General features: G+C 37.3%; 28 protein-coding genes. 20 read left to right on the top strand and 8 right to left on the bottom strand.

The annotated features are described in order from the left end of the window. Positions 1 to 28 precede the first annotated feature (28 nt). The 3 genes from GJU32_RS00270 to GJU32_RS00260 all read left to right on the top strand — a co-directional run bounded on the left by GJU32_RS00270 (position 29) and on the right by GJU32_RS00260 (position 1,260). Positions 29 to 376, top strand: coding sequence for a YutD family protein (locus tag GJU32_RS00270; RefSeq protein WP_155589966.1), 348 nt, complete (start codon positions 29 to 31; stop codon positions 374 to 376). Positions 377 to 486: 110 nt separating this feature from the next. Continuing rightward, a complete protein-coding gene (locus tag GJU32_RS00265) occupies positions 487 to 1,017 on the top strand; it encodes a D-glycero-alpha-D-manno-heptose-1,7-bisphosphate 7-phosphatase (protein WP_155589965.1) in 531 nt (176 codons plus the stop codon). A 57-nt stretch (positions 1,018 to 1,074) separates the two neighbouring features. Continuing rightward, positions 1,075 to 1,260 (top strand): hypothetical protein, encoded by a 186-nt coding sequence (locus tag GJU32_RS00260; RefSeq protein ID WP_196426545.1) that lies wholly within the window; start codon positions 1,075 to 1,077, stop codon positions 1,258 to 1,260. Between the two features lie 139 nt (positions 1,261 to 1,399). On the opposite strand, the gene GJU32_RS00255 is transcribed toward GJU32_RS00260, so the two are convergent. Next, on the bottom strand, positions 1,400 to 1,666 hold the full coding sequence (locus GJU32_RS00255) for a DUF3055 domain-containing protein (RefSeq protein ID WP_155589963.1): 267 nt from the start codon (positions 1,664 to 1,666) through the stop codon (positions 1,400 to 1,402). An 88-nt stretch (positions 1,667 to 1,754) separates the two neighbouring features. On the opposite strand from GJU32_RS00255, the gene GJU32_RS00250 reads away from it, so the two are divergent. Both GJU32_RS00250 and GJU32_RS00245 read left to right on the top strand, forming a co-directional pair. Continuing rightward, on the top strand, positions 1,755 to 2,207 hold the full coding sequence (locus GJU32_RS00250) for a DUF86 domain-containing protein (RefSeq protein WP_155589962.1): 453 nt from the start codon (positions 1,755 to 1,757) through the stop codon (positions 2,205 to 2,207). Then, complete coding sequence (locus tag GJU32_RS00245) at positions 2,204 to 2,956, top strand: TIGR01457 family HAD-type hydrolase (protein ID WP_155589961.1); 753 nt, start codon at positions 2,204 to 2,206, stop codon at positions 2,954 to 2,956. The genes GJU32_RS00250 and GJU32_RS00245 overlap by 4 nt, the downstream gene beginning before the upstream one ends. An 81-nt stretch (positions 2,957 to 3,037) precedes the next feature. On the opposite strand, the gene GJU32_RS00240 is transcribed toward GJU32_RS00245, so the two are convergent. Beyond that, positions 3,038 to 3,274 carry a YuzB family protein gene (locus tag GJU32_RS00240; protein ID WP_155589960.1) on the bottom strand — a complete coding sequence of 79 codons (237 nt, stop codon included), beginning with the start codon at positions 3,272 to 3,274 and terminating at the stop codon, positions 3,038 to 3,040. Between the two features lie 269 nt (positions 3,275 to 3,543). Here GJU32_RS00240 and GJU32_RS00235 point away from each other — a divergent pair, with 269 nt between their 5' ends. Further along, positions 3,544 to 4,608 (top strand): NAD(P)/FAD-dependent oxidoreductase, encoded by a 1,065-nt coding sequence (locus tag GJU32_RS00235; RefSeq protein ID WP_155589959.1) that lies wholly within the window; start codon positions 3,544 to 3,546, stop codon positions 4,606 to 4,608. A gap of 64 nt (positions 4,609 to 4,672) precedes the next feature. On the opposite strand, the gene GJU32_RS00230 is transcribed toward GJU32_RS00235, so the two are convergent. After that, positions 4,673 to 5,008 carry a YuzD family protein gene (locus GJU32_RS00230; RefSeq protein WP_155590686.1) on the bottom strand — a complete coding sequence of 112 codons (336 nt, stop codon included), beginning with the start codon at positions 5,006 to 5,008 and terminating at the stop codon, positions 4,673 to 4,675. Positions 5,009 to 5,091: 83 nt separating this feature from the next. On the opposite strand from GJU32_RS00230, the gene GJU32_RS00225 reads away from it, so the two are divergent. Further along, a complete protein-coding gene (locus GJU32_RS00225; protein WP_155589958.1) occupies positions 5,092 to 5,328 on the top strand; it encodes a NifU family protein in 237 nt (78 codons plus the stop codon). A 58-nt stretch (positions 5,329 to 5,386) separates the two neighbouring features. Here the strand turns inward: GJU32_RS00225 and GJU32_RS00220 are convergent, their stop codons facing one another. Then, positions 5,387 to 6,079: a DUF2225 domain-containing protein gene (locus tag GJU32_RS00220; RefSeq protein WP_155589957.1), complete on the bottom strand. Its 693-nt coding sequence runs from the start codon at positions 6,077 to 6,079 to the stop codon at positions 5,387 to 5,389. A gap of 186 nt (positions 6,080 to 6,265) precedes the next feature. Here GJU32_RS00220 and GJU32_RS00215 point away from each other — a divergent pair, with 186 nt between their 5' ends. Beyond that, positions 6,266 to 6,640 (top strand): HesB/IscA family protein, encoded by a 375-nt coding sequence (locus tag GJU32_RS00215; protein ID WP_155589956.1) that lies wholly within the window; start codon positions 6,266 to 6,268, stop codon positions 6,638 to 6,640. 238 nt (positions 6,641 to 6,878) lie between these two features. Here GJU32_RS00215 and GJU32_RS00210 read toward each other — a convergent pair whose 3' ends face one another. From GJU32_RS00210 to GJU32_RS00200, 3 genes are all read right to left on the bottom strand, one after another. After that, positions 6,879 to 7,400, bottom strand: coding sequence for a GNAT family N-acetyltransferase (locus tag GJU32_RS00210; RefSeq protein WP_155589955.1), 522 nt, complete (start codon positions 7,398 to 7,400; stop codon positions 6,879 to 6,881). A 105-nt stretch (positions 7,401 to 7,505) separates the two neighbouring features. Further along, positions 7,506 to 8,036: a ribonuclease FAU-1 family protein gene (locus GJU32_RS00205; RefSeq protein WP_155589954.1), complete on the bottom strand. Its 531-nt coding sequence runs from the start codon at positions 8,034 to 8,036 to the stop codon at positions 7,506 to 7,508. Between the two features lie 89 nt (positions 8,037 to 8,125). Then, positions 8,126 to 8,515, bottom strand: a complete 390-nt coding sequence (locus tag GJU32_RS00200; RefSeq protein ID WP_230874880.1) for a hypothetical protein — start codon at positions 8,513 to 8,515, stop codon at positions 8,126 to 8,128. 320 nt (positions 8,516 to 8,835) lie between these two features. On the opposite strand from GJU32_RS00200, the gene GJU32_RS00195 reads away from it, so the two are divergent. The 5 genes from GJU32_RS00195 (at position 8,836) to GJU32_RS00175 (ending at position 14,337) form a co-directional block, all read left to right on the top strand. After that, complete coding sequence (locus tag GJU32_RS00195) at positions 8,836 to 9,333, top strand: NUDIX hydrolase (RefSeq protein WP_155589953.1); 498 nt, start codon at positions 8,836 to 8,838, stop codon at positions 9,331 to 9,333. Between the two features lie 24 nt (positions 9,334 to 9,357). Next, positions 9,358 to 11,109, top strand: coding sequence for a sensor histidine kinase (locus GJU32_RS00190; RefSeq protein WP_155589952.1), 1,752 nt, complete (start codon positions 9,358 to 9,360; stop codon positions 11,107 to 11,109). A gap of 6 nt (positions 11,110 to 11,115) precedes the next feature. Then, positions 11,116 to 11,859, top strand: a complete 744-nt coding sequence (locus tag GJU32_RS00185) for a LytR/AlgR family response regulator transcription factor (RefSeq protein WP_155589951.1) — start codon at positions 11,116 to 11,118, stop codon at positions 11,857 to 11,859. A gap of 117 nt (positions 11,860 to 11,976) precedes the next feature. Continuing rightward, positions 11,977 to 13,770 (top strand): carbon starvation CstA family protein, encoded by a 1,794-nt coding sequence (locus tag GJU32_RS00180; protein ID WP_155589950.1) that lies wholly within the window; start codon positions 11,977 to 11,979, stop codon positions 13,768 to 13,770. A 237-nt stretch (positions 13,771 to 14,007) separates the two neighbouring features. Then, positions 14,008 to 14,337 (top strand): YuiB family protein, encoded by a 330-nt coding sequence (locus GJU32_RS00175; RefSeq protein ID WP_155589949.1) that lies wholly within the window; start codon positions 14,008 to 14,010, stop codon positions 14,335 to 14,337. A gap of 91 nt (positions 14,338 to 14,428) precedes the next feature. On the opposite strand, the gene GJU32_RS00170 is transcribed toward GJU32_RS00175, so the two are convergent. After that, positions 14,429 to 14,911 carry a divergent PAP2 family protein gene (locus GJU32_RS00170; RefSeq protein ID WP_155589948.1) on the bottom strand — a complete coding sequence of 161 codons (483 nt, stop codon included), beginning with the start codon at positions 14,909 to 14,911 and terminating at the stop codon, positions 14,429 to 14,431. A gap of 123 nt (positions 14,912 to 15,034) precedes the next feature. On the opposite strand from GJU32_RS00170, the gene GJU32_RS00165 reads away from it, so the two are divergent. The 7 genes from GJU32_RS00165 to cysI all read left to right on the top strand — a co-directional run bounded on the left by GJU32_RS00165 (position 15,035) and on the right by cysI (position 22,792). Then, entirely contained in the window at positions 15,035 to 16,543 is a 1,509-nt protein-coding gene (locus tag GJU32_RS00165; protein ID WP_155589947.1) for a leucyl aminopeptidase, read from the top strand. Positions 16,544 to 16,678: 135 nt separating this feature from the next. Continuing rightward, positions 16,679 to 16,882 (top strand): uroporphyrin-III methyltransferase, encoded by a 204-nt coding sequence (locus GJU32_RS00160; RefSeq protein WP_155589946.1) that lies wholly within the window; start codon positions 16,679 to 16,681, stop codon positions 16,880 to 16,882. A 542-nt stretch (positions 16,883 to 17,424) separates the two neighbouring features. Then, on the top strand, positions 17,425 to 18,198 hold the full coding sequence (gene cobA / locus GJU32_RS00155; RefSeq protein ID WP_155589945.1) for a uroporphyrinogen-III C-methyltransferase: 774 nt from the start codon (positions 17,425 to 17,427) through the stop codon (positions 18,196 to 18,198). Between the two features lie 12 nt (positions 18,199 to 18,210). Beyond that, complete coding sequence (locus tag GJU32_RS00150) at positions 18,211 to 18,951, top strand: sirohydrochlorin chelatase (protein ID WP_155589944.1); 741 nt, start codon at positions 18,211 to 18,213, stop codon at positions 18,949 to 18,951. Next, entirely contained in the window at positions 18,951 to 19,100 is a 150-nt protein-coding gene (locus GJU32_RS00145; protein WP_079561519.1) for a YezD family protein, read from the top strand. Before GJU32_RS00150 ends, GJU32_RS00145 begins: the two co-directional genes overlap by 1 nt. A 48-nt stretch (positions 19,101 to 19,148) precedes the next feature. Further along, a complete protein-coding gene (locus tag GJU32_RS00140) occupies positions 19,149 to 20,942 on the top strand; it encodes an assimilatory sulfite reductase (NADPH) flavoprotein subunit (protein WP_155589943.1) in 1,794 nt (597 codons plus the stop codon). Between the two features lie 131 nt (positions 20,943 to 21,073). Next, positions 21,074 to 22,792, top strand: coding sequence for an assimilatory sulfite reductase (NADPH) hemoprotein subunit (gene cysI / locus GJU32_RS00135; RefSeq protein ID WP_155589942.1), 1,719 nt, complete (start codon positions 21,074 to 21,076; stop codon positions 22,790 to 22,792). Positions 22,793 to 22,811 lie beyond the last annotated feature (19 nt).

Here is a 22,811-nt window from a genome sequence, read left to right as displayed (position 1 = left end):
AAGGCTGAACGAAAAAGGTGGTGTCACTTTGATCATAGTTGAAGGATTAGAATATGAACTAATAAAAGATTATCGAGAAGCCTTTCAGGAAGAAGTTTTTCAAGAAAGGTATTCAGATATCTTAGCCAGATACGATTATGTTGTAGGTGATTGGGGCTATAATCAATTACGTCTAAAGGGCTTTTTCGATGATAAAAATCAAAAATCAACTTTTGATACGAAAATAAGTACGCTTCAAGATTACCTATACGAGTATTGTAATTTTGGCTGTGCTTATTTTGTACTACGTAAAACAGGTAAAGTAATGAAACAGCCAGAAGTGTTGGATACTAATGAGGTACCAAAGCCAACAGACAATGAATCTTTAGCAGAATAAATAAGTAAAACCTGATGTGATAGGCATCAGGTTTTTTCTTTGTCATTGTTTTCTTTTAAGTATTTTGGGAAAACTAAAGCACAAAACAGCTTATCAAGGGTGTGTTGCAAATGAAAAGAGCCGTATTTTTAGACCGTGACGGTGTGATCAATGAAGTACTAACGAGTCGTGTGAAATTTGTTAATAAGCCGAAGGACCTGTATTTTTTACCACAAGTACCTGAAGCTATCAGGAAATTAAATAAGCATTTTGATTATGTTTTTGTCGTGACAAATCAAGGTGGTGTCGGTTTAGGCTTTATGAAGGAAAGTGGTTTGCAAAAAATACACGAACATATGGTGAAGGAGCTGAAGAAAAAGGGGGCAACAATTCATGAAGTTGTTTATTGCCCACATAAACCAAAGTCAGGCTGTGCTTGCCGAAAGCCCAATAGTAAATTAATTGTGGATTTAGGTGAAAAATATAACATCGATTTATCAAAATCCTATATGGTCGGCGATACGGACACAGATATTATCGCTGGAAAACAAGCAGGAACAAAAGGTGTGTTTTTAGGTGAACAAGACCCATTGGCAGATGCCATCTTTCCAGATTTAATAAGTGCTGCGCAATGGATTATTAAGGATGCTACAGCTTCATAGTATTGCGAAAAAGGAAGTATAAATCATTTAAAAAAGGATAATTTATGATTGGAGGTGATGAGTTTGGCAAAGGAAAAGCGCAATAAAAAGCCATTAGATCGAGAGGAATATGGATATGGTTTTGATATTAGTGTTGATGATTTAGGAGTTATTGGTCAAAATCAGCAAGCGAAAAAGCAAAATGATAATGAAAATAAAGACAAGCCACATAATAAAGATAATCCATCCACTTTAAATAAATAACAATATGTAAAAAGATTTCGCAAGTGCCTACAGGCTAGCGGGATTTTTTTATCTTGATTGCAGCAAATGTTGTTTTTTGCTGCATCAAGATAAACCCCTAAGGCGGATGTCATAAAAAAAACACCCGATAGAAAGGGTGTTAGTTCAATAATTCTCGCAAATATTCTCGTAGTTCTATTGTTTCTTCCTCTGTGCGATTGTACACATGTTCTAAGTAACCAGGCTCCTCTACATCATCAGGGCCGATAATAGCAAAGCGGCCAAATTGGATATCCATTACAAGCACCTTTCCAAAGAAGCGACCTGATTGTAAAATAGCTAAATCATAACGTAACTTATTTCCTGCAAAACTAACAAAGCGTGTTTTTGTATCTTCTACATCATCATATAAAAAAAAACGTTCCATCTTTTAATCTCCTTCCAGTCCTATAGTTATGGTACTATAGAAGAGAAAAGACTATCAACTTTTAATGATTTGAATGGGGGCTTTCCTTGTGTATTTTGTAGATCGTAATAAAATCACAAAAAATTTACAGTACTTAGATGAGCTATTAACAATTTTGGAGACAGAGGATAACTGGCTACAAAATGATATAAAGAAATTAGCTATCGAGCGAATTGGACACAACATTATGGAGTCAATGATGGATGTAGGAAATTTAATGATTGACGGTTTCATTATGCGCGATCCAGGAAGCTACGAGGATATTATTGATATATTAGTCGACGAAAAAGTTGTAGCTGCTGAAATGGAGGCACCATATAAAGCAGTTGTTGGCTTGCGTAAAATGCTTGTACGTGAGTTTATAAATGTAGATATCCAAGAGGTTATCAATGTATTAACAGACAATTTATCAGCTTTAAAGCAATTCCCACCAGCAGTTCATAATTATTTAACCAATGAATTAGGGCCAGTTTCTGCATTTTTGCCTGAGGATCACCAATGAAACAATATAAGGCTTATTGCTTTGATTTAGATGGCACTGTCTACCGTGGGAAGGAAGGAATTCCTTCTGCAGTTGCTTTTATTCATCGTTTACAGCAAGCAGGAATCGAGCCATTCTATGTAACGAATAATTCTTCGAAGACGCGAGAACAACTGCAAGGAGCTTTACTATCTATTGGTGTGAACGCGCCATTAGAGCATATTTATTCAAGTGCATTGGTAACAGCGAAGTATGTGGCACTAAATTTCACAGGCAAAAAAGTAGCCATGATGGGTACAGATGGTATTCGTCAGGCATTACTCAACGAAAATATTGTGCCTGTTGAGGATGAGCCAGATGTATTTGTCATGGGGATTGATCGAACTCTTGATTATATGGCACTTGCCAGAGCTACGATTTTTGTTCAAAAAGGGGCAACCTTTATTGCTACTAATCAGGATATTAAATTCCCAACAGAATACGGTTTCTTACCGGGCAATGGTTCTTTTGCTCGCTTAGTAGGAGAGGTTGCAGATGTTGAGCCAATATATATAGGTAAGCCATCACCAGCCATGCTGGAAGTGATAGCTGCTGAACATGGTATTGCTAAAGAAGACATGGTGATGATCGGTGATAATTATGATACTGACATTATGTGTGGAATTAATTTTGGCTGTGATACGATTCATGTTAATACTGGTGTAACGCCCACAAAGGTTGTACTAGAGAAAGACTATCAGCCTACATATGTATTGGATGTTTTAAAGTAATAAAAGGATGTTTATGCTGATTTTAAGCATAACATCCTTTTTATTTGTTCAAAATTTATTCATATAGGTATTTTAAGAAAACTACCATAAAGGATTTTCTTCAATAAAATGATAAATGGCTTTTGTTAATGCATCAGGAGAATCAGCTTCAACTAATTCACCATTTACAATTGCATAAAAAGATTCAGAGCACTTTGTACAATAACTGAGGCAGCCATATTCCAAAACGTCGATGTTCGGATCGCGTTCGAGTACTTCATAAGTTGCTTGAGAGCCATTTGCTAAATTACTAATACAAAATTCAACCATTGGATTCATCCATGTCACCTCACCAAAGTAATGCTACTCGGTTTTACGATTTTCGTCAATGATTTAAGTTTAAGGGAAAGAACTGTTTTTTTATTCATGATAAAGGGAAAAACGTTATTAAATGCGTTAAAATCAATCGAAATGAACAACTTCTCTTTTATTTTGTGAAATCTTTCACAAAATTTCATTCTGATATTGTGAAACTTCTCACAATCAGTTATACTCGTTTGTGGATACTTTGTGAACAATTATTAAAAGAGATATAAAAGGAGACTATTATGGGAAAATTAGTACTTTTAGGTGGCGGCTATGGCAATATGCGTGTCATGCTTCGTCTATTAAATAGCTTACCATTAGACAGAGAGGTAGTTATAGTAGATAGAGCCCCTTTCCATAGTTTAAAAACAGAATTTTATGCATTAGCAGCAGGAACTGCAACAGATAAAGAAATTCGTGTAAGCTTCCCAGAGCATGAACGATTAACGGCTATATATGGAGAAGTAGTTGAAATTAATCGTGCGGAAAAAGTAGTCATTCTAGAAGATGGGCAACGTATTGAATATGATGATTTAGTCATTGGTCTAGGCTGTGAAGATAAATATCACGGTGTACCAGGTGCAGCAGAGCACACATACAGCATTCAAACAATGGGACAATCACGTGCAACATTCCAAGCACTTTGTGGTTTACCTGCTGGGTCTACAGTTGGTATTGTAGGGGCTGGCTTAAGTGGAATTGAGCTTGCAAGTGAGCTACGTGAAAGTAGATCAGATTTAAAAATAAAGTTATTTGACCGTGGTCAACGTATTCTAAAAGATTTTCCTGAAAAACTGAGTAAGTATGTAAAAGACTGGTTCGTTAAACATAATGTTGATGTTATTGCTAATTCAAATATTACAAAGGTCGAACCAGGTAAAATCTTCAATCATGAAGACGAAATTTTACTCGATGCGGTTGTATGGACTGCTGGTGTACAGCCAGTTAAAATCGTTCGTGATATGGATGTTGAGAAGGATAAACATGACCGTCCACTTGTCACACAGTATTTTAATGTACTTGACGATGAACATTTATATGTAGTAGGGGATTGTGCTTCATCAGATTTCCCTCCAACTGCGCAACTAGCGGAGGAACAAGCAGAGCAAATTGTCAAAGTTCTTCGTATGCGTTGGAAAGGTGAACATTTACCAGAGAAGATGCCGGATATTAAATTAAAAGGCTTCATGGGGGCTCTTGGTAAAAAACAAGGCTTTGTGTATTTAGCAGACACAACAGTAACAGGACGCATCGCGCGCTTAATGAAATCAGGATTATTATGGTATTACAAGCGTCAAAATGATTAATTAGACTGATTATCTAAATGAAAGGGATTGTTTCAAAATCATTGAAACAATCCCCTGGCTTTGTTTAGACGGTTTCATCTGGAACAAAGCCTAAATTTTCAAGCGCTGTAAATACAGGCTTTAATTGCACATAGCCTTCACCAACGACCTCATTATTAACGAGGACAAGAGGGTAGAAAAACTCATCTTCTTGAATACGTGTCGCATATTGTTGGTCACGTTCATTCTCAATTGGACCTTCAATATCGACATATCGAATAGCATATTGTTGATTTGGATATTTGCGATCGATGGCTGCTTGAAGCCATTCATATGTATCCTTGGAAGATGGAGCATTGACACAGCTAGCACAGATTACAGCTGTTCCATAAATTTCAATCATAGGTTTTGTTGGTTGCATCATATTTTCTCTCCTTGTGATTCAATATTGGATTTTTTCTGTTGCTAACATTATAATCATTATAAGGAAAGGAGTCGAGATAAATGGCAGAAGCAACAATTAATGATCAAGTTCAAGAGGTATTAGATAAATTACGTCCATTCTTACTACGTGACGGTGGAGACTGTGAATTAGTAGATATTGAGGATGGCGTTGTTAAATTGCGTTTATTAGGTGCTTGTGGCAGTTGCCCAAGTTCTACGATTACATTGAAAGCTGGTATTGAACGTGCTTTATTAGAAGAAGTACCAGGAATTGTGGAAGTAGAGCAAGTATTCTAAGTCATCATAAAAAGTTCTAGCTGAATAGACAGCTAGAACTTTTCTTATTAGCTACACGCTACACATGGCGTGCATGTTCTTTTTCTTCACGTATAATAGCCCACTGTTCTTTTGCCATATCAATAATCTTCGCTTCGCCACCAGCACTTTGTTTTTCAATGACCCTTGAAAAGAAGCGTGTGGCATTTTCAATATCTCCAATGCGTCTGGATAATTCAGCAATCATGTACATAATACGGACAGCTGTCATTTGTGTGGAGCTATAATCCTCAGTTGAGTAAGATTCCATATAGTTATCACGTGCTAATTTTATAAATCGCTCTTCTTGCCCACTATTGTTCAAAGAACGATAGAGCCATGCAAGACGTAAAGCTAATCCAGCAATCGCGACATTTTTTTCTTTTTTGATTGTGCCACAAAGAAAAGCAAGCTTATAGGCTTGAATTGCTTGAAATACAGTACGTTCACCCTTGAAATCATGGTGCACCCATTTTTCAGTAATTTGAATGCGAATTTCATCTTGAATTCCTGGTGCAAAGTATTTTGTAAAGTCTTCCGTAAAGGAAAATCCGCAATGCTCGCAAACAAAGACATTGTAATAAAGAGCATTCACATCATCCGCATAAATAGGTTGAAAATCAGTTTCTGTATGATCTACTTTAATAAATTTTGAGCGTACTTTTAATGTTGGAAATTCTTGTTTGCAATTCAAACATTGAATATTTTTTTCATAATATGGTGAAATCTCCATATATATTACCCCCTGGAAAGAAGTCGTTGTAACTATTATACCAATAGAGTATTTATAAACATGAATAAAAAATACTGATTATGTGAAAACTATAAGAATTATGACTAAAAATCGACTTGAAGCTGAATGTTTGTCATACAATGGTCAAAATTGATATGATAATACATAAGAAGGAAGGTGATTGGGATGACAAGTACAAAGCAAGTAATTGAAATTACACAAGCTGCTGGCTTTCATATTAATGAAATGATGGAGCATAATGAAGAACAAAATTCTTTTTTACGTGTAGTGGTGAACGGTGGCGGCTGTAGCGGCCTATCCTATGGCATGCATTTTGATACAGAGAAAAAAGAGGATGACTTTGAAGATGTACAGCATGGTTTATCAATTCTTGTTTCCCGTGAAGATGCGCCGATTTTGATGGGAACAAAAATTGACTATAAACAATCGCTAATGGGCGGTGGCTTCACAATAGATAATCCAAATGCCATTGCATCATGTGGCTGCGGTACGTCTTTCAAAACAGCAAAACGTGAAGGTACGCCTGAGGTTTGTGAATAAAAATAAATTGTCTAAATGTTGAAGTAGGGTTGTGAATAACAGCAGAAATTGATGTGTACACAAACCTTAAAATGTGTAAACATAACCCTAAAATGATGTATTTAGCATTGTAGATAACAAGCCTTTTTGATTTGTATGTTGTGAAAACAACAAATTGAAGGGGCTTTTACTATGTCTAAAAGCATAAAAATCTAAAACGAAAGCCCTTTTGTATAACTAAACAGGGCATCTCGGTGATCTAAAATTTATAATACCAAAAAATCGCTTTTTCATTCGCTGTTTGGAAGTTTGAATAAAGCATCGTATCAACTGCACCTATTACAAAGTGATTTTTTGCATAAAAATAACAAGCTGAAACATTGATATCTTGTGTTTCAAGCATAAGACCACAGCAGTCCCTTTCTCTTGCCCACTCCATTGCTTTATTTAGTAAGGCTGTGCCCACGCCATTTTTTCTATAATCTTTTGCAACAGCAATGTTTTCAATAAGTGCATATCCATTCCAATTAGTGCACATCTTAATGTGCCCAACGCAGTTATTTTCAACGTAATAAAAAAATACAGCTTTCTCGTCTTCTTCTATATAACTAAGATCAATTTCATCATCATCATATTTCTTGAAGTAAGGCTCAGAAAATATTTCCTCTGCGTATGACCAAACATTATTTTCATATGTCGGTACAATCCTTCCCGACACGATGAAACCGTCGTTTGATTTATTAAAATCCTTCATATTTGATTGAGTCATTTTAATGATCATCTTAATCTCCCTCATTAGTGAATACTAGTTTTCCATCAATTTGTTCGAAACAACATAATGATTGGGGGGCAAGCTGTGAACAGTTGTCATGTTAATATTGTCAGTCTATATTAAGTAGCTGCGATGTTGTAAACTCATAGAAAGGTATTTGAAATTGCCATTCTGAATCTCTTCCAACACTTTATTGAAAGTTTTGTAAGCAAGAACGTATTGTTGTTCGGTAATCCATTTATTTTTTAAGGCTTCCTCCAACTCTTCTTTATCTTTTTGAATTATTTCACCAGTGGGAAAGACAATTAAATCTAAAAATAAATCATCCATATAAGGCATGTTGTTTTCAATCCCATTTTCATTAGTAATATCAATATACCATTGAATAATTTCACCTTCACTATTAAACATAGTAGTAATGGCGAAACACTCATTTAATGGTAATTGTTGTAACCACGAATAATTATTATCAACAATACATATTTCTCTATTTAAGTGTTTTGTAATTAATGGTTGTGATACCTTATGTATTTGAATTAATGAAATATAACCTACAAATTGTTCGTCATTTAGTTCTTTTTCTCTGTAAGATCTCTTAATAATTCGATCCCAATCATTTCTATGTAGATAACGTCTTTTCACCATAGCTATTCCTCCCTTCTTATTATTCTTAAAACTCAGTAATTATGGTAATAGAAGTTTCTAAAATGGAAAAATTATTAAAATCCAATGAGCTAATCAGACTTTTCACGCTCAATAAACTTTGTCCCATTTAAAATGGCTAGCTGATAAATGGCCCTCTTTTCATTAAGACCAAATTGGCCGTTTTCTTCTATTACAAATTGTTCATTGTTTGTCGTTTGAAAATAATACGTTCCCACCGTACCTATTTCGTATTCATATATAACCTCATTTATATCTTGCCATTTATAAATAGTTTGATGGTGATAATGTTGAAAAACGATTTGTTCCTTTTGTATGGCGCTATAGCTTAAAAAAGAATAATAACCTAATACGATACTGCTTAAGATGATTACACACGAAATGGCGTAGATGTATGGATTTCTTTTTAATCCAAGTACAATCAAAGCTAAGACCGTCAATCCTAAGGCTATTAACAGCATAATAAAGTTGCTAGGAGGTGTAATCAATACGACATTATCTCTATGAAAATAGAATGAATGCGATATGGTTAAGGGCATAAAAAAGGCTAGAAAAGGAGTTAATATTGCTAATATAAGTGCTGCTATAAGGTACTTTGCTCACACTGATAGTGTATTTAATATAAGATCTCCTCCTAAACAGAACGTATTCGTTATGAAAAGTGTAACATATTTACAAATGAGGGTTACATACGTATTTATAAATTGGTCTTAAAATTCTGAATAAAAGCTTCTTTCCATTGAAAGCAAGCAGGTATAATAGTTAGATAGAGGTGAGAGTTATGAAAAAAGATCGAGGGAAAATATGGTTGGGTGTATCAGGTGTTACGGTCAATGAACTTGGACAATGGTTAGTTGTGAAAAAGGCTTATAGCGGTCTTAAGGGACGCTGGTCATTGCCAGCAGGGTTTGTCAATGCAGGTGAAACAGTGGACGAGGCAGTCATTCGTGAAATAAAAGAAGAAACAGGGATCGATTGTAGAGTATCTGGCTTAATTGGATTTAGAACGGGTGTCATTCGTGACGACATAAGTGATAATATGGCCATTTTTTATTGTCGTATGCTAGTTGAGCAGCAGCAAGTATGCATTCAGGAAAAAGAAATATTAGAAGCCAAATGGTTGTATCCTCAGGAGCTGGCACAAGATGAAACGACATCTGTAATGCTGAGGGAAATGGCATCCAATCAATTCGAAAAACATCAATTAGAAGCAATAGAAGGGATAAATCCTGGGGATATTTTTGGTTATACCTCTTATCGCTTATTCTTTAAAAAATGACAAGCCTTCAGGAGGGGACCTGTGATGGAGCTATTTTTATTTATGTTAGAGCGAGTTGGGCTGATCATTGTGTTTGCCTTTTTAATGTCAAGATGGCGTCTCTTTCGAGAGAAGCTGTTTCAGGAGCAAGGAAGTCAGGAGAAAATATGGCTGATTCTTATCTTTAGTGGCTTATGTATTATCAGTAGTTATACAGGTATTAAAATTGAAAGCGGTTCAATACATCCTTTAAATCAGATGATACATAGTACCATCAATGCAGAGGAGGCTATTGCCAATACGAGGTTAATTGGTGTTGCCATTGCAGGTATTTTTGGTGGACCGCTTGTCGGCGTCTGTGTGGGAATTATTGCTGGTATTCACCGCATTACACTTGGGGGCTTTACTGCAATAGCCTGTGGTATTTCCACCATTTTAGCGGGCTTTATCACAGGTAGTTTAAGTAAACGATTTAAAATACGTCAGACATTTTCCTATAAAAAAGCTGTAGTGATTGGAATTTGTGCAGAAACGGTACAGATGATCGTGATTTTAGTAGTCGCGAAGCCATTTGAGCAAGCTTTGCAGTTAGTATCGTTAATTGCGATGCCGATGATCATGATGAATGCCTTTGGGATATTTTTATTTTTCATGATTATTAAAACGTTTATTGATGAAGAAGAACGAACAAAGGCATTACAAACGCATCAAGCCTTTTCAATTGCCCAACAAACAATTGAGCATTTTCGGAAGGGCTTGAATGAAGAATCTTGCCAAACGGTTGCAGAAATTATTAAACGAGAAATAAAAGTAGATGCAGTTGCCATTACCGATAAAAATGGCGTCTTGGCTCATGTTGGGGTTGGTGAGGATCATCATTTAATTCATCGCCAAATCATGACGGCTTTGACAAAACGAGTATTAAAGGAAGGCAAAATTCTAATGGCTACATCTGCAAAGGAAATCCATTGTCTGCACGATGGTTGCCCCTTAAGTGCGGCAATTGTTTTGCCTTTAAAAGTGCAGCATCGCACAGTAGGAAGCTTGAAGCTTTATTTCACCAAAGAAGGTTCCTTAACAGGGGTGAAGAAGGAGCTCGCGGAGGGTTTAAGTAGACTATTCTCCTCACAGCTTGAGTATGCTGAAATTGAACAACAGCGTAAATTATTAAAGGATGCTGAAATTAAAGCATTACAGGCACAAGTTCATCCTCATTTCTTCTTTAATAGTCTTAACACCATTTCAAGCTTGATTCGAACAGATGCAGATGCGGCGAGAGCTTTATTGATTAAACTTAGTACATTTTTTAGAAGCAATTTGCAAGGTGCTCGGCAAATGCTGATTCCATTAAAAAATGAAATTGATCACGTTGAAGCCTATTTATCAATTGAACAAACGAGGTTTCCAAATCGTTATGAAGTTGAGTTTATCTTAGATGAATCACTATTTGATGTGCAGATTCCTCCATTTACCTTGCAGCCTCTTGTCGAAAATGCCATTTATCATGCCTTTAAAAATCGCAAGGAAGGCAAAATTTATGTCAAAGTACAAAGGGTGAACGATAAACTAGTGCTGTTAACGGAAGATAATGGCTGTGGTATGCGAAAAGAACAGGTGAAACAACTTGGCAAACGTATTATGCAATCGGAGCAAGGAACAGGGACGGCCTTATGGAATATTTATCAGCGTATTCATGAAATATACGGCGTAGAGGCTGATTTTCATATAGCCAGTACGTTAGATGTAGGAACAAAAATTATGATTCAACTGCCGTTAAAGGCGACAAGATGGGAGTAGGTAAAATTGAATGTATTTATCGTGGATGATGAACCGTTGGCACGCGCTGAGCTGCGTTATTTATTAGAACAAATAGCATTAGTAAATGTTTGTGGTGAATCTGAGAATCTAGTGGAGTTTTATAAAGAATCACAGTTTGAAGAGATCGATTGTGTATTTTTAGATATTGAGTTAGGAATGCACAATGGACTTGATTTAGCTAAGCAACTCATACTGAATGCACAGAGACCAGAAATTATTTTTGCTACAGCCTATGATGAATATGCATTACAGGCATTTGAAGTCAATGCATTTGATTATATTTTGAAACCTTTTGATGCACTGCGAGTACAAAATGCTGTTGAAAAATTATTAGCTAAAAAAAGAGCTGCACAGGCAAAAACAATAGAAGAAATGAAGGTCTCACAGTTGGACAAGCTCGATAAATTAACGGTTTATGTAAATGATCGAATTTTGTTAATAAAAACTCAGGACATTTTATATTGTACATCTGAAGAAAGTAAAACGGTTGTTGTGACAGAGCAAGGAAGATTTTTTGCTTCTGAGTCATTGGCAGCGTTAGAAAAGAAGCTAATTTTAAAAGGTTTTGTGCGTGTCCATCGCGCGTTCATTGTCAATTTAGAGCATATCGTGGAACTAGAGCCTTGGAGTAGTTCAAAATATAATTTAATATTGTACAACAGACATTCGATTCCTGTCAGTAGATTGTATATGAAGGATGTACGAAAAATTTTTGATCTCTCTAAATAGTTGCATTTCAACAGAAGAATACTACCTTTCAGCTTAAGATTCTGACATTTCAGTCTATTGCGGAATAATGAGGACATTCCTTTGCTATGATGTGAAAAAAGTAAAAGGGGTGTTTGCATGAATGCGATTACAATCGTGATAGGTTCTATTTGTATATTGATGATCAGCTATCGTTTATATGGCATTTTCTTCACTAAAAAGGTGCTAAAAATAAAAGATGATACGCCCACGCCAGCCCACGCTCTGGAAGATGGTAAAGACTATGTTCCAACGAATAAATGGGTAACATTTGGGCATCATTTTGCAGCAATTGCCGCAGCAGGGCCTTTAGTTGGACCGATTTTGGCTGCACAATTTGGTTATTTACCTGGGCTCCTATGGCTGCTAATAGGAGCAGTGATTGGTGGGGCTGTCCATGATGCTGTTGTGTTATTTGCTTCCATGCGTCATGGTGGTAAGTCATTATCCGAAGTTATGAAAGAGGAACTCGGTCCTATTGCTGGATTCTGTACAGGCCTTGCGATGCTATTTATTATTACGATTACAATGGCAGGTCTATCGATGGTGGTGTTAGGTGCATTAGAACGCAACCCATGGGGAACATTTGCGGTAGGGATTACAATTCCAATTGCTATGCTTGTGGGTATCGCTTATCGAAAAACAGGCAATTTAATTGTTACGTCAACAGTAGGTTTTATTTTATTAATGATTGGGGTATTTGTAGGACCGTTTATTCAAGGCACAGCATTTGGAGATTTTTTAACATTTGATCGTGATACATTAGCAATTATCTTACCGATTTACGCCTTTTTCGCAGCAGCCTTACCTGTATGGTTGTTATTGGCTCCGCGTGATTATTTAAGTAGTTTCATGAAAATTGGCGTCTTCATTGCATTAATTATTGGCGTTTTCTTCGTCAACCCTGCTATTCAATTCCCTCCATTGACAGAGTTTATTCATGGTGGTGGGCCAGTTATTGCAGGTCCTGTTTGGCCATTTGTGTCCATTACAATTGCTTGTGGTGCCATTTCAGGTTTCCATGCTTTTGTAGGGTCAGGAACTACGCCTAAAATGATTGATCGTTGGGAAGATATCCGTATCGTAGGCTTTGGCGCAATGCTAGTAGAGTCTTTAGTAGGTGTAATGGCCTTAATTGCGGCTACAGCACTTCATCCTGCAGACTATTTTGCGATTAACTCAGCACCAGCAGTGTTTGCTACATTAGGAATGGAGCCTGTTCATTTACAAGCATTATCACAAAGTATTGGCATGGATTTAGAAGGAAGGACAGGTGGTGCTGTAACATTAGCTGTTGGAATGACGGATATCTTTACAGGTATTCCTTGGTTCGCAGAATTATCTTCGTATTTCTATCAATTTGTGATTATGTTTGAGGCTGTTTTCATTCTAACAGCAATTGATGCGGGTACACGGGTAGCACGCTATTTAATTCAAGACTTTGGTGGGAATGTTTATAAGCCGTTGAAGCGTACCAACTGGGTACCAGGTACTATTTTTGCCAGTGCACTTGCTTGCTTTATGTGGGGCTATCTATTGTATTCAGGAGACATTAGTTCCATTTGGGTATTATTTGGTGTATCCAATCAGCTGATGGCAGCCATTGGCTTAGTATGTGGCGTTACCATGGTATTGAAGGTTGCAGATAAGCGAATCTATGCATTGACATGCTTTATTCCATTGACTTATCTATACGTTACTGTCAATGTTGCAGGCTATTGGATGATTAAAAATGTGTATTGGAATCCAGCGGCTGCAGGCTTCAATATGTTAAATGGTATATTATCAGTCATAATGCTGATGCTTGGTTTATTAATCGTCATCACAGCCTTTAAAAAGTGGGCACAGCTTTGGAAATCACCCAAGTTTTTGTTAGCTCAATCAGCTTCATAAAGTAATAGAAGATACTATTGAAGATTAGCATTTGTCTTCAATAGTTTTTTAATGCGGTAATACCCGCGATAGGAGGAAGTTTACCCGCGGAAAGCAAAGGAATACCCAAGATCAACTTCTGAAAATAGAAAAATGATTTTCCTAATTATGTCGAACAAGCGAAAACGAGGATATGTTCATTGAAAGCGTTGTCGTAATCATGTAAACTAATGAGAGGAAAACGGAGGTTATACATACATGGATGGTCCAGTTTCATTAGTACAGTTAATCATTTCTATTTTGTTATTTTTCGTCATGTTCTTTGGTATCGGATTCTTATTAAATATGCTGTTACGTATGACATGGTTAATGGCGATTGTGTATCCAATTGTTGTAATCTTTATTGTTGATGAAGTTAGCTTTTTAGATTATATTTTTAAGCCAGGTTCTGCATTTCCAGCGTTAATGGATAAATTACAGGCACTTCAGTTTGTAGATATTGCTATTTTATCAGGTGGCTTTGCGGGCTCTATAGTCGCAGGTATTGTGATGATTTATTTACGAAAAAATGGATATCGAATGTTTTAACTTACAAAGTATTCTTCTTTCAATTGAAGGAAGAATACTTTTTTTATATCAAAAAAACACAGCCTCCATATAGGGGGTGTGTCTGCGTGTATCATATGAAAAACTCGTAGGTTATGATAGCGATAAAAATACCAGTGAGAGCCCCGAAAAATACCTCGCTTCGTTTATGACCTAATAATGTTTTTAATTCCTCCATTTTCTCTTGCCCATCCATTTGAGGCCATTTTTTTACATCATGGAGTAATGTTTGGAAATCCTTGCGCAATTGATTTAATACAGCAGCATGTTGCCCTGCCTGATAGCGAACACCACTCGCGTCGTACATAACGATAATGGAAAACATAGCGGCTACCGCAAAAATAGGAGATGCCAAACCAGTCTCATAAGCAATAGAAGTTGCCAGTCCAGTGACCGAAGCGGAGTGAGAGCTAGGCATACCGCCTGTTGAAGTAAAGAGACTCCACTTCACTTGTCTGGTCATTAAAAAATGGATGGGGATTTTAACAAACTGTGCAAAGAGAACCGCAAAGAGGGCAATTAGTAGTGGGGTATTTTGAAGTAAACTCAAATTCATCACAACCTTCGCAAATAATTGCTTTTATTATAACATTCATTATTTTCTAAAAGAAGATATAGGCAAATATTACGCGCTTTTCAGAAACTTCGTTATAATAGTAAATGAAATGGAGGAATTTGCATGAATATTGTAAAAGAAGCAAAAACATTTGAAACAATTTCTACTGAACTATTGGTGGTGGGCGTCACAAAACATCGTGAACAAATGCAGGACTGGGCAAGTTTTTCATCTTTTTACGGTGAATCCCTTGATTTGTGGATTAGTGCTGGCGATGTGTCAACTGAATTAAAAAAACTAACAAAATTACCATTTGTGAAAGGCCATGCCAACCTAAAACGTATTTTGTTTGTAGGCTTGGATGAGCGTAAAAACCTAACAGAAGGTGATATTAGAGCAGCATTTGGCTTAGTAGGGAAAGAATTAAAAGCTTTAAAAGTGAAAGAGTATTCCATTTGGCTGGAATCATTTACAACAGAATCAATCACAGTGGCAGATGTTGCGTTTTTAGCAGGAGAAGGAACAGGTCTTGGCTATTATTCTATTCCTCATTACAAAACAACTTCAAATGAAGTAGATAAACGCATCGATGCTGTTCATCTTGTGACAACATCAGAGGATTTAGATGAAGTTGTGGCTAGCTTTGAAGTAGGTGTGATTTATGCGGATGCTGTGAATGAAGCACGTAGCTTAATTAATTTACCACCGAATTTACTAACAGCAACGGATTTAGCTAATTATGCACAATCTCTTGCAGTAGAATACAATTTTGAGGTAGAGATTTTAGGTAAAGCCGAATTAGAAGAACTAGGTATGGGCGGTATTTTAAGTGTTAACCAAGGCTCTTATGAAGAACCTCGATTAATCACATTAAAATATAAAGCGACTGAAGATTTTGAAGATCCAATTGGCCTGGTGGGTAAAGGTGTAACGTATGATACAGGTGGTTATTCTTTAAAACCAAAAGACTCGATGGTGGGTATGAAAGGTGATATGGGCGGTGCAGCTGCTGTACTTGGTGCCATGAAAATTATCGGCGAATTACGTCCAAATAAAAATGTTGTAGCCGTAATCGGTTCAACAGATAATATGGTGTCTGACACAGCCTTTAAGCCAGACGATGTGATTACGACGTATAGTGGGAAAACAGTTGAGGTCTTAAATACTGATGCAGAAGGACGTTTAGTTCTGGCAGATGCGACTACATATGCGAAACAGCAGGGAGCTACATCGCTCATTGATGTTGCTACTTTAACTGGAGGCGTAATTACTGCGCTTGGTATGGATAAAACTGGTGCACTTTCAAATGATGATGAATTTTTTGAAGCATTTATGGGAGCAGCAAAAGAGACAGATGAGTTTGTTTGGCGTATGCCTTTAACAGAGAATGATAAAAAACGAATTCGTAAATCAGATGTGGCTGATTTAAATAACTCTCCTGGTCGTGATGGTCATATGATTTTCGGTGGAGGCTTTGTAGGCGAATTTGTTGGTGATACATCATGGATTCACCTAGATATTGCTGGTACATCCGATGCAGTAGCTATACATGATTTAGGGCCTAAAGGTGGTACAGGGGTTATGGTACGTACGCTTGCTAATTTTGTCCAACGTCTAGGGGAAGAAAAATAATTTAGCATGTCAATCAGCGGGAGTCTGTTCTCGCTGATTTTTTGTGATTTAAGCACTAATCCCGATAGATTAGGCATTATACATATGATAGAAGTATCTTCCTTCATAGGATAGAGTAAAAAGGGGAGGTAGCATATGCGTAATTTCGGAGGTTACCCAGGAGGAGGATTTGGAGGTTTTCTTTGGCCATTTGGCGCACCGTTTTTTGGTGGGTTTTTAGGGAGTTTTCTTGGCTCTCAATTTAATCAATATCCATACAATCCATATTATCCAAACTATCGTCCATATCCGCCGGGTCCATATTATAGACCACGTCCGCGGTATCGTAGACCTTGGTAAGAACATAAATTAATCAACCAGTTGCCAGATTCAAAATCGGCAGCTGGTTTTTTGTTGTGCTTTAAGAAGTAGCAAATTTAGTGTTGACAGAATATACTAAATTATTTATTATTCTTATTATATTACTAAGAATTAAATAAGTGGCTGACTAGCAAACTAGAGGCTTGTATTGTTCATAGGCATTTTTGTGCCTAGGATAATATTGGCCTTTTTACTTTATCTTGATTCGGCAAACATTTTTTGTGCCGAAAGCGAAGCATCAGGTACAGAAAACTCCTTCCTCGAGAGGGAGAGATGAATATTTGTTTTGTTTTTTAGCTTGTATTCAAACGCAGACTGAAATAGGGGAACACGTCAAAAAAAGCCGCATAATGTAGCAATAGCAGTGTGACCAACATCTTGTTGCCCCATAGCTTCCAGCGGATGTACAGAGGAGCTTTTCTAGCAATCTTAATAAAATTTATAACGTTGTTTATCTGCGCAAAAATGAAGCGTCAGCGGCAATTACGCCGAGGTGTAATTGATAGAAGGAGTGAAATGAAATGGGGAAAGTGTATATCGTAGGTGCTGGGCCTGGAGATGTTGATCTCATTACGGTAAAAGGATTACGTTGTATTGAATGTGCAGACGTCATTTTATATGACAGACTCATTAATAAAGAGCTATTAGCCTATGCCAAGCAGGACGCTAAATTGATCTTTTGCGGGAAACTGCCACAACAACATGCCATGATTCAAGAACATATCAATCAAACACTTGTCAGTTATGCGCAGCAAGGATTAGTCGTAACAAGATTAAAAGGAGGGGACCCTTTTGTCTTTGGAAGAGGTGCCGAAGAGGCAAAAGTGCTAGCCAAGCATCATATTCCATTTGAAATTGTACCTGGTATTACTTCAGGTATTGCTGCGCCAGCCTATGCAGGAATTCCTGTGACACATCGGGACTTAGGTTCGAGTTTTGCCATGGTTACTGGACATATGCAGGAAGGGAAAGAAGATGGGATACGTTGGGAAAGTCTTGCCAAAGGGATTGATACGATTGCCATTTATATGGGGGTTGGTAATCTGCCGTATATCCGCCACCAATTACTAAAATATGGACGTGATGAAGAAACGCCTGTGGCTGTTATTCATTGGGGAACATTCTCTTCTAAACAAAAAACTGTTACGGGTACTTTAGCAACAATTGAAGAAATTGTGCATGCGGAAAATATTCAAAATCCTAGCATCATACTAGTAGGGGCGGTTGTGACATTAAGAGAAACCATTCAATGGTTTGAGCAAGGCAATCCACAGCCAGCCCAAATTACAGGGTAAGGATGTGGAATCATGCAGGCTATTTTATATATTGCACATGGTAGCCGTGTCAAGGCAGGGGTTGAGCAAGCTGTAATATTTCTTCAAGGAGTTCAACAAGCTGTTGATTTATCCATTCAGGAAATATGTTTTTTAGAACTAGCAACGCCTACCATCGCGGAAGGGATTGAGAGCTGCGTTCGGAAAGGGGCAACAGCAATTGCTGTTATGCCCATTCTATTGTTAGCTGCTCACCATGCAAAGAAGGATATACCAAGTGAAATTGCAAAAGCTCAAAAGCAATATCCATATATAAAGTTTACTTACGGTGAGCCACTAGGAATCCATGAACTTTTAATTGACACGTTACAAACTCGGATAATAGAAAAACAGCAACCTAACAGCAATGCAGGTGTTTTACTCATAGGACGTGGGAGTAGTGATCCAGCCGTCAAGAGAGATTTATCTAGAATTGCTATGAGGTTACGTACTAAATATCACTATAAGGCAGTCGATACATGTTTCTTATATGGAATGGGACCAACCTTTGAAGACTGGCTACAGCAAGATAACGGGAAGCAACAGCAGGTTTTTATTGTACCGTATTTATTATTTACAGGCATTTTAAGGAAAAGTATTAAAAAGCGATTACAGGAATTTGACAGCAAGAATATGTTGTTATGTGAAAGCTTAGGCTATGACGACAATGTAAAAAAAGTGTTAGTAGAACGTATTCATGAATTACTACATTTTAAAGAGGAAGGTGTTTCGTAATGGTAGATAAAAGGACTGAAAATGTAAATCTAGCATTAGATAATGTCCGCCAAATATTAAATACTGTGAACCATGGATCGATTACATTGATTGTTCAAAACTCATATGTGGTTCAAATTGAAAAAAAAGAAAAAATAAGACTTCGATAAATTTTTTTAAAGAAAATTAAATGATGATGATTCGTGAGGTGGCAAAGATTGAAACTGCAAGTAATAAACAGTCCATTTAATGAAGAGCAGGTAAAATTATTAAACGAGCTTCTACCTAAATTAACAATGGAGCAAAAAATTTGGCTAAGCGGCTATTTAAGTGCTTCACAAGCAACACTTGAAGCTATTGGTGAACAAGCAACACCAGCAGTCCAACCCATAACGACAACAATGACGATTTTATATGGCTCTCAAACAGGCAATAGTCAAGGATTAGCTGAAAAGTATGCATCAGCCTTAAAAGCTCAAAATGTAGATGTTACTGTTTCCTCATTAGGGAAATTTAAAGCAACGAACTTAAAAAAGATTACAAATCTCTTACTTATTGTGAGTACACATGGAGAAGGCGATCCGCCAGATCAAGCGATTCAATTCTATGAATTTTTGCATAGTAAAAGAGCACCAAAACTAGAGCATCTTCGATATTCAGTCCTTGCATTAGGAGATAGCTCCTATGAATTTTTTTGCAAAACAGGTAAGGACTTTGATGAGCAATTTGCCAAATTAGGCGCAACAAGAATTGTCCCCCGAACTGATTGTGATGTGGATTATGATGACGCAGCTGCACAGTGGTTCTCAGAGGTTCAACAGGAATTTCTGCAACAAGCAACTTCAGCAGCGTCAACTTCAACACCGAACAATGAAACACAAATACTAGGAGATTCTACATATTCAAGAAAAAATCCATTTTATGCTGAGGTGCTTGAAAATATAAACTTAAATGGTCGTGGCTCTAATAAAGAAACGCGTCATCTTGAATTATCTATTGAGGGAGCTAATTTCCATTTTGAGCCTGGAGATAGTATTGGGATTCAACCAGAGAATGATGAGCAGTTAGTAAATACATTACTGACTGCATTGCAATTCGATCCAGAAACTGAGGTGACCGTTTTAAATGAAACGATGCCATTAAGGGATGCATTACAGAAAAAAGTAGAAATTACTGTGTTATCTAGGCCATTGTTAGAAAAAATCGGTACTTACACTGAGCATCATGAGTTTATAAAGCTAATACAAGAATCTGGTGCATGGAAGGACTATGCAACAGGCAGAGACTTACTTGATGTAGTAGAAGATTTTAAACCATTTACATGGAGTGCTCAGCAGTTTGTTGAAATGCTGCGTAAAATTCCAGCACGACTTTACTCCATTGCTAGTAGCCAAAAGGCCAATAGTGAAGAAGTGCATTTAACAATTAGCAAAGTAAGCTACGAAACAGCTGGCCGACAACGTTTTGGTGTTTGCTCTGGTAATGTTGCAGAACGAATACAAATTGGCGATACATTGCCAATCTATGTTCATAAAAACCCAAACTTCAGATTACCAGAACATGAGGATACACCAATTATTATGATTGGTGCAGGCACAGGCATTGCTCCATATAGAGCTTTTCTAGAGGAGCGAGAAGAGTTAGGGATTGAGGGGAAAGCTTGGCTCATCTTTGGCGATCAGCATTTTGTAACGGATTTCCTTTATCAAACCGATTGTCAACGTTGGCTTGCTTCTGGCACGTTAAGCCAAATGCATGTGGCCTTTTCACGTGATACTGATAAAAAAGTCTATGTTCAACATAAATTGCAAGAAAATGCGGCAAGTTTTTATGAATGGCTTGAGCAGGGTGCTGTCATTTATGTATGTGGTGATAAAAAAGCAATGGCAGCAGATGTGGATGCAGCTATTCATCGAATTATTGAACAGCAAGGACAGAAAACGACAGAGGAAACGAAAGTCTTTGTGAACGAATTAAAACAGCAAAAACGCTACCAACGTGACGTTTATTAACTGAACGGGCACCCTTTTATATGAGAAAAACCCCTCCCTTTCGAATAGTAAGATAAATACTTTAATAGCAAGCGAAGCCTCAGGTGTAAACCGAAACGCCGTGGTGTAATGGATTAAAGGAGCGATATAGAATGACAGATAAAATAGTTTTACCTCCACAGCCTGGAAAACCAAGTGATGTAGAGCGCATTAAGACCGAAAGTAATTACCTACGCGGAAGTCTTGAACGTACCATGAATGATCCATTAAGCTCTGGTATTCCAGAGGACGATAATCGCCTAATGAAATTCCATGGTAGTTACCTACAGGACGATCGAGATCTTCGCAATGAACGTCAACGCCAAAAGCTGGAACCTGCTTATCAATTTATGGTGCGTGTACGAACACCAGGTGGAGCAGCCACACCAGCACAATGGCTTGTGATGGATGAAATGGCTAGAAAGTATGGCAATGGCTCTTTAAAATTAACAACACGTCAAGCATTTCAAGTACATGGCATTTTAAAATGGAATGTCAAAAAATATATGCAGGAAATCAATGAAGTGCTTTTGGATTCTCTTGCGGCCTGTGGGGATGTAAACCGTAATGTGATGTGTAATGTCAATCCAAACCAATCTGCCTTACATGAAGAGGTTTACAACTGGTCTGCCAAACTAAGTGAGCATTTATTGCCTCGAACACGTGCTTATCATGAATTATGGTTGGATGGGGAAAAGGTAGTAGATAGTCAGGATGAAGAAATTGAACCGATATACGGAGCTCAATACTTGCCTCGAAAATTTAAAATTGGGATTGCCATCCCACCAAGTAACGATGTTGATGTTTATTCGCAAGATATCGGATTGATTGCCATCGTTGAAGATAGTCAGCTTATTGGCTTTAATGTAGCGGTTGGTGGAGGCATGGGTATGACGCATGGCGATCATGAAACCTATCCACAGCTTGCTCGTGTAATTGGCTTTATTACGCCAGATAAATTATTGGAAACAGCAGAAAAAATAATTACGATCCAACGTGATTATGGGAATCGCTCTGTCCGAAAAAATGCACGATTTAAATACACAATCGATGCAAGAGGACTTGAATGGTTCCAAGAAGAATTAACACGTCGTCTAGGCTGGGAAATTCAGAAGGCTCGTCCCTTTACATTCGAGCGTACAGGAGATGAATTTGGCTGGATCAAAGGTTCAAATGGTAATTGGCATTATACGTTATTCATTCAAAATGGTCGTATAAAAGACTTTGAAGAGTATCAGTTATTAACAGGATTACGTGAAATCGCAAAGGTACACACGGGTGATTTTCGTTTAACACCGAACCAAAATTTAATGATTAGTGATGTAACACCACAAAATAAGAAAAAAATTAGTGCTGTTATTGAACAATACAAACTGACGGATGGAGCTCATTATTCCGCCCTGCGCCGCAATTCCATTGCCTGTGTATCTTTACCTACATGTGGTTTAGCGATGGCCGAAGCAGAGCGCTATTTACCCTCTCTCATTACGAAAATTGATGCGATTATCGATGAAGCGGGCTTAAATGAAACAGAAATTGTCATTCGCATGTCTGGCTGTCCAAATGGCTGTTCACGTGCAGCCATGAGTGAAATCGGCTTTATTGGTAAAGGACCAGGCAAATATAATATGTATCTAGGTGCAAGCTTTACAGGCAACCGATTAAATAAAATCTATCGTGAGAATATTGGTGAAGAAGAAATTTTAGCAGAGCTACGACCAATCCTTCTACATTTTGCAAAAGAACGTTTAGAAGGTGAGCATTTTGGTGATTTTGTTATTCGTACTGGATATGTGACAGCTGTTCATGATGGTAGAAATTTTCATTCATAATAAAAACCATGTAGCAAAT

This window comes from Lysinibacillus cavernae (assembly GCF_009724685.1).
GTDB lineage: Bacteria > Bacillota > Bacilli > Bacillales_A > Planococcaceae > Lysinibacillus > Lysinibacillus cavernae.
This window is presented reverse-complemented; position numbering and strand designations above follow the sequence as displayed.

What these genes read in the sequence shown, in the direction of transcription:
- GJU32_RS00265 (WP_155589965.1), top strand. Translation starts at nt 487, where the DNA reads ATGAAAAGAGCCGTATTTTTAGACCGTGACGGTGTGATCAATGAAGTA.
- GJU32_RS00260 (WP_196426545.1), top strand. Translation starts at nt 1,075, where the DNA reads ATGAGTTTGGCAAAGGAAAAGCGCAATAAAAAGCCATTAGATCGAGAG.
- GJU32_RS00255 (WP_155589963.1), bottom strand. Translation starts at nt 1,666, where the DNA reads ATGGAACGTTTTTTTTTATATGATGATGTAGAAGATACAAAAACACGC.
- GJU32_RS00245 (WP_155589961.1), top strand. Translation starts at nt 2,204, where the DNA reads ATGAAACAATATAAGGCTTATTGCTTTGATTTAGATGGCACTGTCTAC.
- GJU32_RS00240 (WP_155589960.1), bottom strand. Translation starts at nt 3,274, where the DNA reads ATGAATCCAATGGTTGAATTTTGTATTAGTAATTTAGCAAATGGCTCT.
- GJU32_RS00235 (WP_155589959.1), top strand. Translation starts at nt 3,544, where the DNA reads ATGGGAAAATTAGTACTTTTAGGTGGCGGCTATGGCAATATGCGTGTC.
- GJU32_RS00230 (WP_155590686.1), bottom strand. Translation starts at nt 5,008, where the DNA reads ATGCAACCAACAAAACCTATGATTGAAATTTATGGAACAGCTGTAATC.
- GJU32_RS00225 (WP_155589958.1), top strand. Translation starts at nt 5,092, where the DNA reads ATGGCAGAAGCAACAATTAATGATCAAGTTCAAGAGGTATTAGATAAA.
- GJU32_RS00220 (WP_155589957.1), bottom strand. Translation starts at nt 6,079, where the DNA reads ATGGAGATTTCACCATATTATGAAAAAAATATTCAATGTTTGAATTGC.
- GJU32_RS00215 (WP_155589956.1), top strand. Translation starts at nt 6,266, where the DNA reads ATGACAAGTACAAAGCAAGTAATTGAAATTACACAAGCTGCTGGCTTT.
- GJU32_RS00210 (WP_155589955.1), bottom strand. Translation starts at nt 7,400, where the DNA reads ATGATCATTAAAATGACTCAATCAAATATGAAGGATTTTAATAAATCA.
- GJU32_RS00205 (WP_155589954.1), bottom strand. Translation starts at nt 8,036, where the DNA reads ATGGTGAAAAGACGTTATCTACATAGAAATGATTGGGATCGAATTATT.
- GJU32_RS00200 (WP_230874880.1), bottom strand. Translation starts at nt 8,515, where the DNA reads ATGCTGTTAATAGCCTTAGGATTGACGGTCTTAGCTTTGATTGTACTT.
- GJU32_RS00195 (WP_155589953.1), top strand. Translation starts at nt 8,836, where the DNA reads ATGAAAAAAGATCGAGGGAAAATATGGTTGGGTGTATCAGGTGTTACG.
- GJU32_RS00190 (WP_155589952.1), top strand. Translation starts at nt 9,358, where the DNA reads ATGGAGCTATTTTTATTTATGTTAGAGCGAGTTGGGCTGATCATTGTG.
- GJU32_RS00180 (WP_155589950.1), top strand. Translation starts at nt 11,977, where the DNA reads ATGAATGCGATTACAATCGTGATAGGTTCTATTTGTATATTGATGATC.
- GJU32_RS00175 (WP_155589949.1), top strand. Translation starts at nt 14,008, where the DNA reads ATGGATGGTCCAGTTTCATTAGTACAGTTAATCATTTCTATTTTGTTA.
- GJU32_RS00170 (WP_155589948.1), bottom strand. Translation starts at nt 14,911, where the DNA reads ATGAATTTGAGTTTACTTCAAAATACCCCACTACTAATTGCCCTCTTT.
- GJU32_RS00165 (WP_155589947.1), top strand. Translation starts at nt 15,035, where the DNA reads ATGAATATTGTAAAAGAAGCAAAAACATTTGAAACAATTTCTACTGAA.
- GJU32_RS00160 (WP_155589946.1), top strand. Translation starts at nt 16,679, where the DNA reads ATGCGTAATTTCGGAGGTTACCCAGGAGGAGGATTTGGAGGTTTTCTT.
- cobA (WP_155589945.1), top strand. Translation starts at nt 17,425, where the DNA reads ATGGGGAAAGTGTATATCGTAGGTGCTGGGCCTGGAGATGTTGATCTC.
- GJU32_RS00150 (WP_155589944.1), top strand. Translation starts at nt 18,211, where the DNA reads ATGCAGGCTATTTTATATATTGCACATGGTAGCCGTGTCAAGGCAGGG.
- GJU32_RS00145 (WP_079561519.1), top strand. Translation starts at nt 18,951, where the DNA reads ATGGTAGATAAAAGGACTGAAAATGTAAATCTAGCATTAGATAATGTC.
- cysI (WP_155589942.1), top strand. Translation starts at nt 21,074, where the DNA reads ATGACAGATAAAATAGTTTTACCTCCACAGCCTGGAAAACCAAGTGAT.